Here is an 18,209-nt window from a genome sequence, read left to right as displayed (position 1 = left end):
TCATTTCCCCACGGATTGTGCTTAAGTGAAATAACCGGTCAGGTCTCACCGTTCGACAAGAGAATGGAGCGGAACATGTTGGAATCCAACGCACGTGAACTCGCAGGCGAGTTGGTCGGCAGGCGTGAATCCATCAACAGGGAACTGAGCCGCAATGGCGTCCGCTTTGGCATCTATGCCGATGGGCGTTACGAGGATAGGCTGTTTCCCTATGATCCCATACCGAGAATCATCGAGTCAGACGAATATGACAGTCTGGAGCAAGGGCTCAAGCAGCGCGTCGATGCTCTCAACGCATGCCTTCGGGATATCTATTCGGACAAGAACATCATCAAGGATGGGGTGATTCCGGAGGAATACGTCTACACATCGGTCGGATACTATCCACAGGTCAACGGTGTGACGCCTCCTGGAGGGGTATTCGCGCACATTGCCGGAGAGGATCTGGTTCAGGGCGAGGACGGGCAGTGGTGGGTCTTGGAAGACAACCTACGCATCCCATCAGGCGCAAGCTATCCATTGTTCGTCCGAGACATCGAGCGTCGCATCTATCCGACATTGTTCCGTGATGTGAGGATACGGGACAACCGAGCCTATCCACGCCTGCTTCGCAAGTCGATGGACTTCGTCTCCACCGAGGGGATAGCTGTCGTGCTCACTCCGGGAAGACAGAATTCGGCATTCTTCGAACACGCATATCTGGCGGAGAAAACCGGTGCAACGCTTGCATTCCCCGAGGATCTGGAAGTGGTGCAGAATCGGCTGTATTTCGTTGACTATGCAGGAAACCGCCATCGTGTGGGCGTCGTCTATAGGCGGCTGGCCGATGAATACCTCGACCCCTTCAGCTTCAATCCAGATTCAGTGATCGGAATCCCAGGTCTGCTGGCCGCCTACCGTGCTGGAAATGTCGCGATCATGAACGCTCCTGGCAACGGTGTGGTCGATGACAAGGCAATGTATTACTTCGTGCCAGAGATGATCCGATATTATCTGCACGAGGAGCCGATTCTGCACAACGCCCCGACCTATATGCCCATGTTCGAGAAAGACAGGAAGATCGTGCTAGACCGGCTGGGCGAGCTGGTCATCAAGGATGTGGCGGAGGCAGGCGGCTATGGCGTCGTCTTTGGTTCGAGTCTGAATGCGAAGGAGCGTTCGGACATGGCCGAAACGATAGCGAAGGATCCGCGGAGGTTCATTGCACAGGAGGTCATCCAATTCAAGGACATCGATATCGTGGACGGCAGAACAGGTGAAAAGACACCCCGGAAGGCTGATTTGCGAGCGTTTGTGGTCACAGGCCAGAAAACGCATGTCTGGTATTCGGGATTGACGCGTTATTCATCGATCGAGGGCGAGATGATCGTCAATTCCTCTCAGGGAGGTGGATTCAAGGATACCTGGGTTCTTGCACCTGCGAATTCCGAAGCCTTCAATGAGAGAACGAAACGCGATGCGATCAATCTTGTCGGAACCCATTCCAAGCAGGCCGCGGCTTTGGTGACTGCTGCGAAGGCAGACAATCTGTATTGGCTCGGACGCTACACCGAACGCGTCTTCACGACCATTGGCCAGTTCTTCCCCTTCTATGACCTGGTCATGGATACTCAGGTCGAAGCATTCAAGCCCTTCGCCCACGCCTTGGATCTTCCAGAGGACTTCGATGATTTCGATGCATTCATCCATTCGTTCCTCTACGATGAGCACAATCCGAATTCAGTTCGATGCGCCATGCAAAGCGCATTCAACAATGCGGTCGTATTGCGCCCGGAACTGGGATCGAATCTGGTGCAGTATGTCGAAATGGCGGTGAACACGATAACCGATGCCGCGCACAGCGGCTTGAAATCGGATAACATCTATCGTCAGCGCGACATCGGCGATCATATGCTTTCGTTGTGGGGAGGCGTTGAGAACTCCGCTCTCGATCCGGTGCTCAAGTCCTTCCTCTTCATTGGGAAGTATCTCGAGCGCATTGACCTGTATACGCGCTTCGGACTGCCAGAGGCGAGTCTGGAGGCTCCATTGAAGAAACTGGCCGCATATGCGGCAATGCTGAATGGACTGCCACTGCCGCAGTGCTTTGCAGCCGGCGCGCGCTGGCTGCTCGATCAGCTGCCGGTTCGGGGCTATGCCAAGCTATCCGAAAAGATCGTGGAGTTCCTCAATGGATTCAACGGAAGAGTGCTTGATGTGGACAGTGGGAAGCCAAGGGTGCTCAACTCCATGAACATGGATAGCCGGGTTGCCGGATAATGGCAAGCATGCGGCCGGTTCCATTGATTCTGGCTTGTCTTCAGACATGGGTGTTCACATATGGGCTGAATTCATGTGACGAACGTATGTGTATGCTAACTGATAGTGATTTGTTGGTTCGGAGCCGCGGAAGGATTGAGGGACAGAGGGCTTGTGAAGAAACTTGTGTTTGACTATGTGATGAAGCTGAATTTCAGCGATGCCGTTACGGATCACCGCTTTCAGCTACGTTGCGTTCCGGTTTCCGGACCTCGCCAACAGGTTGTCGACGTGAAGATCAACGTCACACCCGAAACGGAATTGGAAACGGAGCATGACGCATTTGATTCCGTGGTGATTACCGGTTACATGCCGCAGCCGCACGACTGCTTCGAATATTCCGTCACGGGCATCGCCTTCGTCGATAACGACCATATCAAGCCGGAGCAATACAAGCCCCTGTATCGCTATGATTCCGAGCTGACCGTTCCTGGGGTGACGCTGGGGGCGATGATCGAGCGATGCAGGGAAGACCTCGCGAATGATGAAGGTTCTTCAGATCCCCTAGACTGCGCTCGTATGGTGATGCAGAGGGTCTTTGATGCTTTCGCATATACTCCTGGTTCGACGGACATCCAGACCACCGCCGAGGAGGCATTGGCCCAGGGCAAGGGTGTGTGTCAGGACTATTCGCATGTGATGCTCGCCGTCTGTCGTCATCTGGGACTTACGGCACGATACATAGCCGGCCTGCTTCTGGGCGAAGGTGCCACGCATGCATGGATCGAGATATACAACGATGGCCGCTGGGTCGGATTTGACCCAACGCATAATCGTTTGGTGAACGATGACTACATAACCATCGCCCACGGCCGTGATTACCGTGATTGCATGATTGACATAGGTACGTTCTCAGGTGCCAATGTCGTGCAGCGCCAATGGGTGAACGCCTCGGTTCATGAACAGGTCGCCTGAAGACTTTCCAGCCCCGGCAGGAAGAGGTGGTTCTTTTCGGCATTCCATCTCACGTTGAAGCACTGCCATATGAACCTGCGTGCATAGGATGAGCGCGTATCGCCATGTTGCGGCTATGGTTGAGACAGGCAAAGAGAAAGATGGACCGGATGAAAGAAGAATCACCGAAGAAGTCCGCCGGCTCATCGGGGGGAGGCAACGCCGCCTCCACTGCGCGTGAGCGTTCGATCCGTCGCCCTTCCAATGTTAGGGCGCGTTCGAGGAACCACAGCGCAAGAATCATTCATCAGCCGAAAGAGGACACGAAAGGCGGGCGAACGAAGGAAAGGATATTGGATGCCGCGCTGAGATTGTTCTCAAAAAGCGGGTCGAATGCCGTTTCCATTCGTGCGATAGCGAGCGAGGCAGGCATTTCGCATGCCGGGCTTCTGCGCTATTTTACGAATAAGAATGATCTGATCATTCAGGCAATCAGACGTCGCGACATGACAACCGATTCCGCCAGATCATTTTTTGCCCACACTGGTGAATCCTCTTCGGAGACGGTCATTCCGTGGTTGCTGGACTCGATAAGGAACAACATCGAGAACCCGGGAATCGTTGCGACTTTCGTCAAGCTTTCAGCCGAGGCGACGGATGCCAATCACCCGGCTCATGATTATTTTCAGAAGCGCTATGGCACGTTCACCAGGCGTCTCGCCCACGGCATCGCCGAGCTCACAGACTCCGAAGCAGACAAGGCCCTCTGTCTGGCCCAGGAGTTCATCGCCTACATGGATGGCATACAGATCCAGTGGCTTCTTGATCCGAAGAACACGGATATGCTCGCTGACGCCAGGGATTTCTTGGAAAGAATAGGCATCGACGTCCAGGAAATCATCGAGCGCTATCCCAAACGTGGGAACAGCGACGATGAGCGATAGAAATCGTCGTATCCCAGGAGGGTCCAGACTTTTGCATAGTCCCGCATTCGCTGCAAGAGTGCACCGTCTTGGGTGAGACGTGGATTTCCGGTCCAGGCAAAGTCGGCGATGAGGGCCAGCCGGGGGAGCAGCAGCATGTCCATGTCTGCCGTCGACCGAACGGTCTCCGTCCAAAGCGCCGCCTCGACACCCGCCGTCAGCGTTGCCTGTGACTGATCAATCCCCGGTGCAGTGCCGCCATGCCCATCTGAAATTGGACTCCATCCCAGAGGCTCCGTGGAATTCTTCGGCGCATACCCAGGGAATCCGAGAGTCCTCATCCGTTCGTTCTGTTCGGGGACCTGGCTTTGCTCAGCATATTTTCGGTCGAGATAGACAAAGGACTGCTGCGAGTCGATGACCATGGAACCCTTCGCCCGCAATCGTCGCGGATCGTCGCGACACAGTGCATACATCGCAGCGGCCTGCCGCGCAACCGAGGAAAATTGCTGTGGCCATGCACCCACCAGACTCTCCTCACTTGGAATGTCTTGCTCGTCCATCCAGAACTGGTATGCGTCGGCGGTTTCCTTGCCCCGGCAGCCCTCCTGCCAGGCAATGGTCTTGAGCCCCCTTTCATGGACTCCGTCCTGCAACAATCTCATCGCCTCGTTGAAATCTGTTTCGGGAATGCCCAGGACCTCATCTCCTCCGATGTGGACATATGCACCGGTGGCAAGACGTGACAGGGATCGGGAGCATGCCGATAGGAATCTGCGGGATTCCTCCGTGCGCACATTGACATACGAGAGGAACGGGTGAGCGAACGATGGCCTGCCTGCAAGCTCCGGATAGCGCTCCAGGAGCGCGGCGCAGTGTCCGGGCAGGTCAATCTCCGGAACCAGTGTGATATGGCGTTGCCTCGCATAATGCTTCAAGCCGTCGAGCTGCTTCCATGTGAAGCAGTCCGGTGACTGTGAGAGCAGATCGAAGCCATCGACGGGAATCCTCCAGGATTGGTGGTCCGTAAGATGCAGGTGCAGAACGGACATCCCATGAAGGGCGAGGAGATCGATCACTCGTTCAATCTCTTCTATGGATGCCTTGTACCGGGATACGTCCAGTGATAGCGAACGCCATGCATAGCGGGGCGAGCTGCGTGGATGTGTCAGTGCTTCCTTAGTCTGCGATTCCTTGGTCTGTGCTTCCTTGGTCTGTGCTTCTCTAGTGATTGCTCCCCTGGCCAGTGCACACAGCGCGCGGAAGACGCCGGTCTCGGTCTGCGCCTGAATGTCTGCCTGATGTCTGATCGGATCGATGGTGGTGGCATGGCTTTCGTCAATGAGCTCTCTGCCGGGTGCCAGAACGCGTCCGCCGGGATGATCGATTCCATGGTTCATGACATCGGCATCGTCGCCGTGCCGAATGCGAAGGGACTTGACTGGCAGCACGTCTTCGGTCGAAGCACCTCTCCCGGTGCACAGCTCCGTGAAGTCGCGCACTCCCTGCTGACCAAATTCAGCGTCATAGATGACGTTCAACCATTGCGTGTTCATTGGAATCCCTTTCATTGAGTTTCCCATATGCTCATGAGCGCCTTGGATGACTATTGGACTCTTCTGAGTGCCTGTGGCAGCAGCGTCGCGAAGCGTGAGGCGATGACATCGATTCCCGCCTGGTCGGGATGCAGATTGTCTCTCAGAAAATGGGCATCGCTCGGCCCAAGAAGCTCCAGCCCATTCATCACGGTCATGAATGGATCATGACGCTGTTCAACGGCTCGTTCGACCATTTCGCGAGTCTTTGAAAGCGTGAGCGCACCCTCGTCGTTTTCGAGGCTTCGTCGTGCGGTTCTGAACGTTCCATCGGATTCCTGCATGACTGGTCCCGGCGTGTTTTCCTGCATCGGGCAGGTGCATGCGGTTATCACGATAAGTGGTGTTTGTGGATGCCTGTCGCGAACGGTGTCGAGGAAGCCATGCACGGCAGGCATGAATGTCCGTTCCCTCATAGAATCTGCATTGACCAGGTTTATTCCTATTGCACAGGTGATGAAGTCGGCGGGCTGATTCGCAATGGTTCGGGCGACCGCCTGATCGAGTTGGGCATTGCCTGAGAGCGACAGATCGGTGAGATCGAGGTCTAGCTTCTGTGCAACCTGCATGAGCCATCTATCGGCAGGTCGCTGAGACTGCGCTCCGTGACTGATGGAGCTTCCGTAGTGTGTCCATCGACGGCGGGGCGTCTCAATGCCGTTCGGCGTGACAGCGTCGTCGGATTCGATTCCTATGATTTCTGCAAGGCAGGTATGGGAGAGCATGACGGTGAACTGCGTATCCATCGCATCGAGTGGCTCAAGCGTTATGGTCATTGGATTTCCGGTCTTCAGAGAGAAGGATCCCTCCTTCAGATTGGGAACGAGTCGGCCAAGCCCGTGCATCTGCACATCCATGCGTTTCGATTGTTCTGCATTTCTTGAGACCAGAGAGATCCATTGCGGTGAATCGTCAAGGGCATAGCCGGTAAGAGTGATTGTCGTGGTCTTTTTTATTGCAAGTTCAAGGCTGATTCCCGATGGACAGAATTCATTCCATGAAAACAATGGATCTTCGATCTGCGAACGTAGCCGTGCATTCATTCGATGAGGCATGATTCCCTTGAACGGCCCGGGAACGGTCTGAGCGGCATGGTTGAGAAATGCTTCGATCCCGTGACCCTCGTAGATGCTTTTCATATGTGATTTGCCTCCGTTTGAACTCGATATGAGTGAAGATTCTTGAATTATGCAGTCGCATGATGACTGTCGCGGGCTCCCTCCTGCAGTCTGCGCGACAGTCGAAGACTTCGCGAATGGCAATCGCTTCGTGAGAAGGGGCGGGGTCGGTCAGCCCTTTGCGTCTTCCTCCTTGAGACGGTTCGCTGCGGATGTCATTGCTTCGATCTTGGTCTCGTCGAGACCAATGCCCCATGAAACCAGCTTTATCAGGGGCATCTGTGCGAACATGGCAGCCATCTCGGGAGAAGAATCGGGAGCTGATGCACGGATCCTGTCCACCAAGGGCTTGAGCACCCTGACGCCATAGGGACTGGCCATCCACTCGCCGATGGTTGACATGACCGTCAGCGGCGGGACATACCCATCGCCGCGAAGTGTGATTGTCTTGGAATGCACGATATCACGGCTTGAAGTGCCTATCTCGATGGTGTAGTCACCTGCATACGTTCTCCAACGCTGTTGTGAGGCATCCCATGTCGCGAAGGCCCGCTCATCGAGTTTCAGGGCAACGCTCGTACCTTCGCCTGGATCCAGTTCGACCCGTTCGAAGCCCTTGAGCTCATGGACCGGGCGGTCATCCTGGTTGCTGCGGACATAGATCTGGGGAACGGCGGCGGCATGATGACTTCCAGTGTTGGTGACCGTCAGCGAGACCCTTGCGCTTGTCGCATCGACGCTTTCGACCTCGATGTCGCCATAGGAGAATGTCGAATAGCTCAGCCCGAATCCGAATGGAAATGCAACTGGCAGGTTCATTGTGTCGTAATAGCGATAGCCGACATAGAGACCTTCACCATATACCACTTCACCATGCGATCCAGGGAAATGAAGGTAGCTGGGATTGTCTTCCAATCGCCGAGGTATCGTCTCATTTAAGTGTCCAGATGGTGAGACGACTCCAGTCAGTATGTCCGCTAGCGCAGCGCCTCCAGCCTGGCCGAGCAGCCATCCCTCGAGTATGGAATCGACCTGATCGGCCCAATCGCCGAGCTGAATGACTCCACCGCCGGAGAGTATCACGACTGTGGGGGTTCCGGTTGCGATGACGGCCTCGAGCAGTTTCGTCTGAGGGTCGCTGAGAGATATGCCGCTCCTATCGGAGCCCTCCGATTCATCGGATTCGAAATATCCAAGGCTGACCAAGGCAACTGACGCGTCTTTTGCCTGACGGACGGCCTCGTCAACGAGCCGCTGCGCATCCGGCACTTCGCTGCCGCCTTGTCTGGGAACGGCGTAGCCCGGTGCAAACGTGATCTCACGGTTGGGGAGTGCCTGCCTGAGCTCGTCAAGCAGATTGCGGACATGCAGGGCCGTGACATGAGATGATCCGCCTCCTTGATACCGAGGTGTGCGTGCAAATTCACCAATCACGGCAATCGAAGAGCTGTCACTGGTCGAGAGTGGCAGGATTCCGGTGTTCTTGAGCATGACGACCGATTCCTGCGCTGCCTTGCGCGCAAGATCGTCATGCTCGCTGATGGATTGTCGTGCGGCACGAGGACTGCCGGAGCGTGCCTGTCGGGTGCGGCGTGCGAGCAGTGAGATACGGTCGGCAACGGTGTCGAGAACGGATTCGTCGCATTCACCGGACTTGACTGCGTCGACGATTTTGCCATCCGTATTCGAAGGGGGCATCTCGATATCCAGACCTGCCTTGACCGCTGCAACGCGATCTGAGACAGCGCCCCAATCCGACACGACAACGCCATCGAACCCCCACTCATGCCGCAGGATCGTCGTCAGGAGCCGTTCGTTCTGACTGGCGTATACGCCGTTCACCTTGTTATATGAGCACATGAGAGCCCAGGGACGAGCCTGTCTGACCGTCATTTCAAAAGCGGGAAGGTATATTTCACGCAGCGTGCGCTCATCCAGTTCGGCACTGACGCGAAAGCGGTCCGTTTCCTGATTGTTCACGGCAAAGTGCTTGGGCACGGCGCTTACGCCCTGCGATTGCACGCCTTCCACAAAGGCGATCCCATACGAGCCGGCGAGGAAGGGATCTTCGGAAGCGTATTCGAAGTTACGGCCACCGAGGGGCGAACGCTTGATGTTGAGTCCCGGACCGAGCAGCATGCTTACATGCAGCTCGGATGCTTCCTCGCCCAAGGCAACTCCGACCCTTCGCACCATGTCACGGTCCCATGTTGACGCAAGCCCTGCGGCGGTCGGGAAGCACGTCGATGCCACACTTGCTCCCAGACCCAGTGAGTCACCGTCTGATCCTTGGTATCGCAATCCATGGGGGCCATCGCTCATATGCATGGATTCGATGTCTCCGACACCCTGGCTGGTCCATGTTGTGGCTCCCGATGTGAGAGATGACTTCTGTTCGATGGAAAGTGATTGCATATGGTGAACTCCCTGGGATGATGGGCATCGTTCTTGCGATGTCGACTGACGTGATTGCATTGCGTATGAGTTTCATGGGCATGGCCGCGGTCGAGGGCCAACCGTTGGGTCAGTGGGTCACCTGCACGGCATTCGCTGCAGTTTCGCCCAATTGCCCAGCCAGGCCAACGAGGGCTTGGCGATGCGTGTGAAGTCGGGGGAACTCCTGTCGACCGACGCGAGGCCGAATGTGGGTTCCCAACTGCCCCACTCATAGTTATCAAGCAGGGACCAGTGGAAATAGCCGCGGATGGGCAAGCCTTGCACCAGCAATGAGCTTATGGATTGCAAGGCTCCCTGAGTATACGAAATCCTCTGTTCGTCATCATGCGTTGATATTCCGTTTTCGGTGACCAGCAGTGGAACCTGAGGGATCAGCGCATGCGTATGTTCTATCGCGCCGCCGACTGCCTGTGGATAGTATTCCCACCCATTCGACGTGAGATCTTCCGATCTGGGCTGGACCCTTTTCCCATCGGCTCCGAAAACCGTGCGGGTATATGACTGAATGCCGATGAAATCATCATGTTCCGCTGCAAGAATGAACTGGTCTTCGATGGATTGGGAATATGCGCGCGCCCGCTCCTCGCCACCGTGGAGAGCCTGGACGCATTGATTTGCGACGCTCCAGCCGACGGCGACCCCAGGCAATTCTCGGTGCAGCATATCCGCCGCGGCATGATGGGCCTTCTTCAGTGCAAGCGCCACCGACGGGTCGGGATCGGGCAGGACTCCCGGTTCCATGTCGGAGAAGGAAACCTCGCCGCTTGTGACGCGTCCCAAGATGGCGACCATGTTTGGTTCGTTGATGGTGACGATTCCAGTGACGCCGTGCTTCAGAATCGGCATGACCGCAGAGATGTATTGCAGAAAGTGCTCAGTGGCATGACTGCTCGTCCAGCCACCCTGCCTGGCGAACCAGAGAGGAAGGGTGAAGTGATGCAGGGTGACAAGCGCTGACAGGCCCATGCCGCGTGCCCCGTCAATCATCTCTCCGTAATGCGCGATTTCCGCCTCGTCAAAGACACCGGGCTTAGGCTCTATGCGAGCCCACTCGATTCCAAAACGATAGGCATTGAAGCCAGCGTCGGCAAGCAGACGCATGTCTTCGCGCCAGTGATGATAGGAATCGCAGGCGGGACCGGACAGTTCGCTTATCGGGCCTGATGGGGCATGCTCGTATGCCCACCAGTCGCTGTTCACATTGCTTCCCTCGACCTGGTGGGGTGATGTGGCGGCGCCGAAAAGAAAGCCTTCAGGCATCGCAATGCTTGTGCCATCCATTGCAGTGCCGGGACGGATCATGTGGTCTGTCGTCTGTCGTTCATGCATATGAGCTCCTTCTTTCCCTATATTGGTTATCGCTCCTCGTTCCGGGTGCGGTTGCGAATCATTGCCCGCGGTTCTTGAACCAGAAGCTGGACAGTGCCTTGGCCAGGGCATCGGGTACGTCGAGCTGCGCGCTGTGACCCGCCCCTGGAAAGACGATCGGCGTAACGGCCAGACGTCGCGCCTCTTCTCGATACACGGCGTGAGGCCAGACCGGATCGTTCTCGCCGAACATGATTGATATTGGGATCCCGGTTGCCTTGAGGGAGTCGGTCACATCGTCGTAGTCGGTCAGAATCGATGCTATCGATAGAAGATTTTCCACTGATGTTCGATGGGCTCGTTGCCTGAACATTTCAAGATACGGGTCGTCCTGCGGCTCATCGGTGGCGCCGGGGTTTTTGGATGTGAAGATGATCGAGGAACCGTGGTCGCGAATTGCCTGCATCCCTGCACGCGATTGAGGTGTTTCGGCAATCGGCTTCGCTCCGCTCGACAGCAGCGTAAGTGAACGGACGAGTGAGGGGCAGGCAATCGACAGCCGCCGGGCGACGACTCCACCGAAGCTGTGCCCCAGCACGTCGATCGGACGCCGTTCTGCACCGAGGCGCATGAGTACTTCCTGTGCATCATTGACGAAGTCTTCAAGGGCATAGTCGTAGTCGCCCTGAGGTCGTGCAGAGTCTGCCTGCCCGCGCTGACTGTATGCCACGAACGCCCTTGATTCGGACGGCTTCGTTTGTGCGATCAGATGCGGCAGGAAGCCGAGAAAATCCTCCTTCGATCCGGTGAAGCCAGGAATGAACAGGGAAACATGCGCTGCGGTGTCGTAGTCCGCCGACACCGATGCCGTCAGTTCACCGCCCCAGCTGCATTGCATCGATACGGTCTGCATCGTGCCATCGCTCAGATCGGAGGTGAGGGGATTGGCTGGTGGCAGTTTCCCGATGAACGCCTGCGCGATTCCGTCGCCACCAGCCTTGGTTGCTGCTGCGTGACCTGACCAATGTGTACTGACAGACATTGTGCATTGCCTCTATTTGACTCGTTTGATTGGAATGAATATGAGGATTCCGATAAATGCAAGCACGCCAGATATGACGAACAGCATCTCGTAGCCCAGCACGCCTATCAGCAGGGCCCCCAGGCCTCCTGCGATGACGCCGGTTAGTGTGTTCGTGGTTCCTAGCATACCCATGTCCTGTGCGACATGTTCCTTGTCGGGAAGCACTTCGACCATCAGCGCCTGATCGATTGCCTGGAAGCTGCCATAGGAAAGCGCTGCACAGATGGTGTAGAGATAGTAGACCGTCACGCTGTTGCTGAATGCAAGCAGCGCGGCACCAAGGATGAAGAAGGCGACGGTGAAGGCTATCAGGGGCTTGCGTTTGCCTATCTTGTCAGAGATGAACCCAGCGAACAGCGAGGACACGGCACCTGCGCCAGCCATCAGCAGACCTGCGACAGCGCCTACCGATGCTGCGCCAGCGACGCTGAGGCCTAGATGATACCGCAGAATCTGTGTGGCGGTCTGCAGAATGAGCATCACGCCAAGCACAATTGCGAAGCGACCGAAATAGGCCAGCCAGAAATCACGATCCTTGGGAATCCGGAACTGGGACTTGGCACCAGAAGCAAGGGCTCCATCCCGATCGTTCTGCTTCGCGCGCAGGTCAGCGCCTGGCAGCACGATCACGATCACGATTGCGATGACGATCATCAGCCAAGGGAGGGTAAGGAAGCCTTCCTTGAGATTCGCCGATCCGAAGACGCTGACCAGGACCTGAGTCAGAATCGAACCGAGGGCGGTGCCTGCTAGACTGCCGAATCCGGAATATGCGGATGCCCGACCAAGCAGGGAGGAATGCACGCGGTCTGGCAGCAGGGCGGTGTAGGCGGCATAGAAGGTGTTGAGTCCGGCCTGGAATATGCAGAAGAAGAGTACGACCGACCAGATAGCCGTGTAGTCGGCGAACGCAAGTCCGACAAGTCCAAGTGTGCAGATTGCGGCTCCGCTGAGAATCCACGGGTTTCTTCTGCCCATGCGAGTGTGCGTTCTATCCGACAGAAATCCGATCAGCACGGCAAATATGGCACCCACAAAGGCACCGAACACGTTGGTGATGCCTATTGCGGTGTTTGCCTGGGATTCGGGCAGCACGACGGTATACATGAACGAGAACAGGGCGGCCGTCGCTGCGGTAGGGATGGTGAAGGCAAGCACCGCCACTAGATTCAGCGGGCCAAACCAGCTGAGTCTGGTGACGAATCGGCGCTCTCCGAATTCGTTGAATGGTGAATCGTCGGCCGAGAAATTGCTTGCTGCGACTTCGATCGGACTTTCCCCTGCTCCGGGTGCCTCCGAGGGCAATGTCTGGATAGCCTCCGCTGGCTTCAATTCAGAGGATTTATGTGATGTCGACATAGGAATCTCCTTCTGCACTTCATTGTGTAGTTCATAAGTTACCATGCGGTTGCTTTTTTTACGAGTCCATATCGCCATGAATTCAGATAAGTCTTCGTGGCACTGGAATCCCTTCGTCCGGTAGTGCAGAAGACCTATGATGGGTGGCATGTCTGAGACTCCGCAGCAATCAACCGTTAAATACAGGCTTGCCAAGCACAGCGAGCTGGGCGACATCGCAGATCTTGCCGCCGCTTCCTTCGTGGACTATCCATTCTTCAGCTTTGTGTTTCGAGATGCGTTCAGCGGCGAAGCCGAGTATCTGAAGTTCATCAGATCGCTGCTTCTCATGTACATTCGGGCGATTGCTCGACGCAATGACTGCCTGGTCGGTGTGCTTGACGGCAGCATCGTATCTGTCGCCTTGATGCAGAATCCAAAGAACAGACGCCCTGGACTCCTGAACTACATCGTTTCCGGAGGCTGGCGGCTTCCTTGGCATGTGGGTTTGGGACGCATACTGGATTTCAGAAGGATCAGTGACGATACCGACAAGGACTGCTTCATCAGGTATCCCAAGGCCTGGTATGTGGAATTGCTGGCGGTGCAAAGCAGACATCGCGGTCAGCGACTTGGAAGCCGAATGATTCAGGACTGCATGGTCCCATACGTCAGAAGCCATGGCGGGAAGACGATCACGCTGATAACCAACACCGAGCCAAATCGACGATTCTATGTCGGCAACGGCTTCACTGAATTTCTTTCTCAGATGGTCGAACGCAACGGTGTCACTGTTGGAAACTGGAGCTATTGCATGAATCTGGACGACTGACGCCTGCCTGTGGCCGCGTATCCAGGCTCATATCTGTCGCGGTGATCTTTGTCATGATGCCGTCATACAGTTTGAGCATCGCAGGCGCACGGAAGCGATGACTGTGATGGATGGCAGACGATACGCAGCCGATTCATTTGAATCAGACTTCGGCTCAGCATCGCGTCAATGACTAGGTGACAAGGTGGTGATGGCTACGATGACTGTGATGGGCTTCATGAACGACTGTGCTCTTTGCGCGGTTCAGCTGCGCCATCAGACAGAACGCCTTGTTGGCCGTTTCCCTTCCATGTAGCACGCCGCATTCACTGCTGGGAACCTTCGCAGACCTTAGACTCGCATGCAGATGCACGGACCCCTTGATTCAGACTGACATGCCCGCCCCTGGTTCGGACTTGGCTTCATGCGGAGCCTTGCGTGAGCTTTCTCAGGCAATTTCCAGATTCTTCCTCATCCAGTCTTGGCACGTCACGCACGACCCTCGTCATGCGTCGACTCATTACGCAGGCAATCAGGTACCGCTAGCTCGATGCGCCTCATATCGGCTGCCAGGAATGGATTGTCAGAGCACTCGCCGGCAACGGCGTCGACTCGTTCTGATCGTTTGATCCTTACAACAGGCTTGTCATGACATCGGCACAGCTGTCGATTCATGCAACACAGAGCAAAAAAGAGCATTCCATGAAAGCATCCAACGATGTTTTGAGCAATCAGCCCAGGAAGGGCGACATGTCCCCTGCAACTTCGCTGAAGACCAAGTCAAAGTCAATACTGTTCAAGTTCACCATTCTGAGCATCTCGCTCATTCTGGTGACCGGCACCTCAATCTCACCGGCCTTGCCATACATGGCCAAAACGCTAGGCGTCACCTCGGAGTCATCGATCAATCTGCTGGCGACCGTGCCACAGGTGTTCGTACTGATATTCCTGCTGCTGTCGCCCTCCATCTCGCACGCGATCGGAATCAAGAAGGCAATCATCCTTGGTCTATGCTGCATAGCGATATCGGGGATCGGGCCACTTGTATCCAACCTCTACTGGCTGATCCTGATATCCAGGATGCTGCTTGGAGCGGGTATGGGCATGTTCAATTCATTGGCCATAACCATCATCAACCGCTTCTATGACGATGGTGAGGAATCCACGATGCTTGGATATCGTGGGGCCTGCGAACAGGTGGGCGCCACGGTTGCGACGCTGTTGGTCGGCTTCCTGCTCACCTTCGGATGGCATGTTGCCTTCCTGATCTATTTTCTTGCGATTCCGATCGCGATTCTGTTCTGGAAGGTGATACCTGAACTGCCCGAGCCCGAGGAGCCAATGAACGAAGCGCGTGGGAAGCTCAGCGCAAGAACCTATTTCACCCCCGGAACGATAGCTCTGTTCCTGCTGGTGTGCGTGATCGTCATGGTGAACATCCTCGTTCTGCTGCAGATTCCCCGGATTGCGATTGCCCAGCACATCATGAGCGCGCAGAGTTCCAGCGTCGCCGTCTCCATCGCCACATTGGGAGGCTTCCTGGGCGGAGTCGCGTTCGGACGAATCTACCGCAGGCTGCACGGCTACACGCTGCCTGCGTTCCTCATGCTCTATGTTGTCGGACTGATGATGCTGTACTTCGCATCCAATCCGGCGATGCTCATCATTGCCAGCTTCGTTGCCGGATTCTGTGCGGCGACGACGATCTGCGGCTTCAACATGATCGTCCAACTCGTTCCTGCCAAGGCGCAGGCAGGCGCGAATACGATGCTTCTCGTGGGATGCAACATCGGTTCGTTCCTGTCGACGTACGGCATCGCCCTTTCACAGAAGATCATGGGAGACACGGCGACTGCACCGATTGTCTTCTTCGCGATCGTCCTTGCAGTGTTTGCGGTCGTCAGCGCCGTAATCGTCAGAAAAACAAAGGTTCGCTTCTGAGGACCCCAGGGAAATCAGTCAGAAGCCACATTGAATGAAAGGAGTCATCGTTATGAGCAGGACTGCCAGCAACAACGATGCCGATGGAAACGTAGTGCAAGGAAGCAACTACAGATTCACACTGATCACCGATCGATTGATCCGATTGGAATACGCATCCTCAGGGGTGTTCGAGGATCGCAGCACCCAGCTCGTCGCCAACCGGAGCTTCGAGCCTGTCGATTACGAGGTCGAGCGCAACCGCAACGGTCATGAGATAGAGATCGAGACGAAATTCTTCCATCTCTACTATGACGGCGGTCGGTTCGCGTCAAGCAACCTCCACATCGATGCGAAATACCAATACACATTGCATGACAGCATATGGTATTTCGGCGAGCATGTGAGCGGGAATCTGGGAGGGACCAACGCGACGCTGGACCTTGTCGATGGTTCGACACCCATCGAGGATGGCATCATGAGTCGCGACGGCTACGCATTCCTCGACGACAGCGATTCCTTCGCCATCGAAGACAATCATTTCGTGCACCGTAATCCAGAAGAGGCGGACGGGTACTTCTTTGCCTATGGTCGCAACTATCGCAGGGAACTATCGGACTACTACCGCCTGAGCGGCAAGACCCCGATCATTCCGCGCTATGCACTGGGAAACTGGTGGAGCCGGTACTACAGGTACACGCAGCAGGAATACCTTGACCTGATGGGCAGATTCGACAAGGAGAACGTGCCGATAAGCGTCACGATGATCGATATGGACTGGCATCGCACCGACGACGTGCCGGCCCGCTTCGGAAGCACCTGGACCGGATATTCATGGAACTCCAAGCTGTTCCCGGACCATCGCGATTTCCTCAAGGAACTCAAGAGGCAGCACAGGCATGTTTCGCTGAACACCCATCCGGCTGGCGGAATCCGAGCCTTCGAGGATTCATATCCAGCGGTTGCCAGGGATCTGGGCCTCGATGTCGAGAAGGAGGAGCCAGCCATCTTCGACATGGACGATCCCAGCTTCCGCAAGGCATATTTCGACGATGTGCATCATCCGATGGAGAAGGAGGGCGTCGACTTCTGGTGGCTTGACTGGCAGCAGGGTTCAAGCCGCAGCAAGGACAAGGTGGAACCGCTGTGGAATCTGAACCACTATCATTTCCTCGACAACCAGAAGGAGCATGACGGCGAGGGCATCATCCTCTCGCGCTTCGCAGGGCCAGGCTCCCATCGTTACCCAGTCGGCTTCTCGGGAGACACGGTCATCACATGGGCATCGCTGAACTTCCAGCCTTATTTCACAGTGACCGCGACCAACATCGGCTACACCTGGTGGAGCCATGACATAGGAGGTCATATCTGGGGAAGCTTCGATCCCGCCCTGTCGCTTCGCTGGCTGCAGCTTGGCGTGTTCAGTCCGATCAACCGTCTGCACAGCTCTGACAATCCCTTCTCTGGCAAGGAACCATGGAAATATCGCCTCGACGTCCATGAATGCATGAATGCGTATCTTCGTCTGCGCAACCGTCTTGTCCCCTATCTCGACAGCGCCAACGTCGAGACCCACGACAAGGACAGGGCGCTCATCGAACCGATGTACTACCGGTATCAGGACAATGAGGAAAGCTATCTCTTCAGGAACCAGTATTTCTTCGGCAGCGAGCTGATGGTCGCCCCCATCACCACACCACAGGTTCCTCAGCTGAACGTCGGCTTCGTGGATGCATGGCTACCAGAGGGCAAATGGATGGATATCTTCACCGATCTGGTATATCAGGGTGACCATGAGGGCGTCACCCGGCCGATGGCATCCAGCACGAACCTGGATGGGCAGTTCAAGACCGGCGAGACGCAGATCCGTCTTGGAAGAAGCTTGGAGAACATGCCGGTCTTCGCCAAGCTCGGTGCCATCGTTCCGCTGGCGACCGACCCGATGCAGCGAGCCGACGAGCTTCCCACCGAGCTCGACATTCAGGTGTATGGCAACGAGGACAACGAATATGTGATGTATGAGCATATGAATCGAAGCATCGCCAAGACCACGATACGTGTCCGCGACGGTGCTGTCAGCGCAGCCCTTGAAGATGAGGACGGCATCGTACCCGAAGAGCGAAGGCTGCACTTCAAGCTGCACGGATTCACGATCGGTGACAGGAATGAGTTCACCCTTGGCGACGGTCAGAAGTTCGAGGGCAAGCCCAACGAAGACGGACGACAGGCCGAAAGGGCGCGCGGACAGCTGCTTGGACTGTTACAGGGGGCTGAGCTGCCTTACGAGGAGAAGCGCGAGGTCCTCAAGAAGGTCGACGATGACCTGACCACTCCGGTGAACCTGGTGACATACGCCCAGACCATCACCAATCCCGATCTGCGGTCGATGGTCATCGAATATGCATCGCTGATCATGTGATGTGCAAGGCCGAGGATCCTCAGTGATGGGAAACCCTCCTTGCA

The 18,209-nt window shown here is 55.9% G+C and carries 11 protein-coding genes and 2 pseudogenes; 7 read left to right on the top strand and 6 right to left on the bottom strand.

The features are described from left to right. Positions 1–75 precede the first annotated feature (75 nt). The 4 genes and pseudogenes from QN062_RS10085 to QN062_RS06320 form a co-directional block, all read left to right on the top strand. Positions 76–1,423: pseudogene (locus QN062_RS10085) on the top strand (circularly permuted type 2 ATP-grasp protein); the annotation flags it as partial. 74 nt (positions 1,424–1,497) lie between these two features. Beyond that, a pseudogene (locus tag QN062_RS10080) lies at positions 1,498–2,259 on the top strand (alpha-E domain-containing protein); the annotation flags it as partial. Positions 2,260–2,412: 153 nt separating this feature from the next. Next, positions 2,413–3,213 carry a transglutaminase domain-containing protein gene (locus QN062_RS06325; protein WP_369340995.1) on the top strand — a complete coding sequence of 267 codons (801 nt, stop codon included), beginning with the start codon at positions 2,413–2,415 and terminating at the stop codon, positions 3,211–3,213. A 149-nt stretch (positions 3,214–3,362) separates the two neighbouring features. After that, the gene (locus QN062_RS06320) at positions 3,363–4,136 is read left to right on the top strand and encodes a TetR/AcrR family transcriptional regulator (RefSeq protein WP_369340994.1); all 774 of its coding nucleotides are present in this window, start codon (positions 3,363–3,365) and stop codon (positions 4,134–4,136) included. Here the strand turns inward: QN062_RS06320 and QN062_RS06315 are convergent. From QN062_RS06315 to QN062_RS06290, 6 genes are all read right to left on the bottom strand, one after another. Next, positions 4,100–5,671 (bottom strand): family 20 glycosylhydrolase, encoded by a 1,572-nt coding sequence (locus QN062_RS06315; protein ID WP_369340993.1) that lies wholly within the window; start codon positions 5,669–5,671, stop codon positions 4,100–4,102. The two genes, QN062_RS06320 and QN062_RS06315, sit on opposite strands and share 37 nt — an antisense overlap. A 50-nt stretch (positions 5,672–5,721) precedes the next feature. Beyond that, positions 5,722–6,849: an SGNH/GDSL hydrolase family protein gene (locus tag QN062_RS06310; RefSeq protein WP_369340992.1), complete on the bottom strand. Its 1,128-nt coding sequence runs from the start codon at positions 6,847–6,849 to the stop codon at positions 5,722–5,724. Positions 6,850–6,999: 150 nt separating this feature from the next. Continuing rightward, positions 7,000–9,243 (bottom strand): glycoside hydrolase family 3 C-terminal domain-containing protein, encoded by a 2,244-nt coding sequence (locus tag QN062_RS06305; RefSeq protein WP_369340991.1) that lies wholly within the window; start codon positions 9,241–9,243, stop codon positions 7,000–7,002. 117 nt (positions 9,244–9,360) lie between these two features. After that, positions 9,361–10,614, bottom strand: coding sequence for a family 1 glycosylhydrolase (locus QN062_RS06300; protein ID WP_369340990.1), 1,254 nt, complete (start codon positions 10,612–10,614; stop codon positions 9,361–9,363). A gap of 58 nt (positions 10,615–10,672) precedes the next feature. After that, positions 10,673–11,635 carry an alpha/beta fold hydrolase gene (locus tag QN062_RS06295; protein ID WP_369340989.1) on the bottom strand — a complete coding sequence of 321 codons (963 nt, stop codon included), beginning with the start codon at positions 11,633–11,635 and terminating at the stop codon, positions 10,673–10,675. Between the two features lie 12 nt (positions 11,636–11,647). Next, positions 11,648–13,036: an MFS transporter gene (locus tag QN062_RS06290; protein ID WP_369340988.1), complete on the bottom strand. Its 1,389-nt coding sequence runs from the start codon at positions 13,034–13,036 to the stop codon at positions 11,648–11,650. A gap of 136 nt (positions 13,037–13,172) precedes the next feature. On the opposite strand from QN062_RS06290, the gene QN062_RS06285 reads away from it, so the two are divergent. The 3 genes from QN062_RS06285 (at position 13,173) to QN062_RS06275 (ending at position 18,165) form a co-directional block, all read left to right on the top strand. Next, complete coding sequence (locus QN062_RS06285) at positions 13,173–13,847, top strand: GNAT family N-acetyltransferase (protein WP_369340987.1); 675 nt, start codon at positions 13,173–13,175, stop codon at positions 13,845–13,847. A gap of 681 nt (positions 13,848–14,528) precedes the next feature. After that, the gene (locus QN062_RS06280; protein WP_369340986.1) at positions 14,529–15,767 is read left to right on the top strand and encodes an MFS transporter; all 1,239 of its coding nucleotides are present in this window, start codon (positions 14,529–14,531) and stop codon (positions 15,765–15,767) included. A 52-nt stretch (positions 15,768–15,819) separates the two neighbouring features. Beyond that, positions 15,820–18,165 carry a TIM-barrel domain-containing protein gene (locus QN062_RS06275; RefSeq protein ID WP_369340985.1) on the top strand — a complete coding sequence of 782 codons (2,346 nt, stop codon included), beginning with the start codon at positions 15,820–15,822 and terminating at the stop codon, positions 18,163–18,165. The last annotated feature ends 44 nt before the right edge of the window (positions 18,166–18,209 follow it).

It is taken from the genome of Bifidobacterium sp. WK012_4_13 (assembly GCF_041080835.1).
Taxonomy (GTDB): Bacteria; Actinomycetota; Actinomycetes; order Actinomycetales; family Bifidobacteriaceae; genus Bombiscardovia; species Bombiscardovia fermentum.
Note: the sequence above shows the minus strand (reverse complement) of the source record. Positions and strands in the feature narration are given on the sequence as shown.

Coding starts and splice junctions, on each gene's coding strand:
- QN062_RS06320 (WP_369340994.1), top strand. CDS start 3,363: ATGAAAGAAGAATCACCGAAGAAGTCCGCCGGCTCATCGGGGGGAGGC.
- QN062_RS06315 (WP_369340993.1), bottom strand. CDS start 5,671: ATGAACACGCAATGGTTGAACGTCATCTATGACGCTGAATTTGGTCAG.
- QN062_RS06310 (WP_369340992.1), bottom strand. CDS start 6,849: ATGAAAAGCATCTACGAGGGTCACGGGATCGAAGCATTTCTCAACCAT.
- QN062_RS06305 (WP_369340991.1), bottom strand. CDS start 9,243: ATGCAATCACTTTCCATCGAACAGAAGTCATCTCTCACATCGGGAGCC.
- QN062_RS06300 (WP_369340990.1), bottom strand. CDS start 10,614: ATGCATGAACGACAGACGACAGACCACATGATCCGTCCCGGCACTGCA.
- QN062_RS06295 (WP_369340989.1), bottom strand. CDS start 11,635: ATGTCTGTCAGTACACATTGGTCAGGTCACGCAGCAGCAACCAAGGCT.
- QN062_RS06290 (WP_369340988.1), bottom strand. CDS start 13,036: ATGTCGACATCACATAAATCCTCTGAATTGAAGCCAGCGGAGGCTATC.
- QN062_RS06285 (WP_369340987.1), top strand. CDS start 13,173: ATGATGGGTGGCATGTCTGAGACTCCGCAGCAATCAACCGTTAAATAC.
- QN062_RS06280 (WP_369340986.1), top strand. CDS start 14,529: ATGAAAGCATCCAACGATGTTTTGAGCAATCAGCCCAGGAAGGGCGAC.
- QN062_RS06275 (WP_369340985.1), top strand. CDS start 15,820: ATGAGCAGGACTGCCAGCAACAACGATGCCGATGGAAACGTAGTGCAA.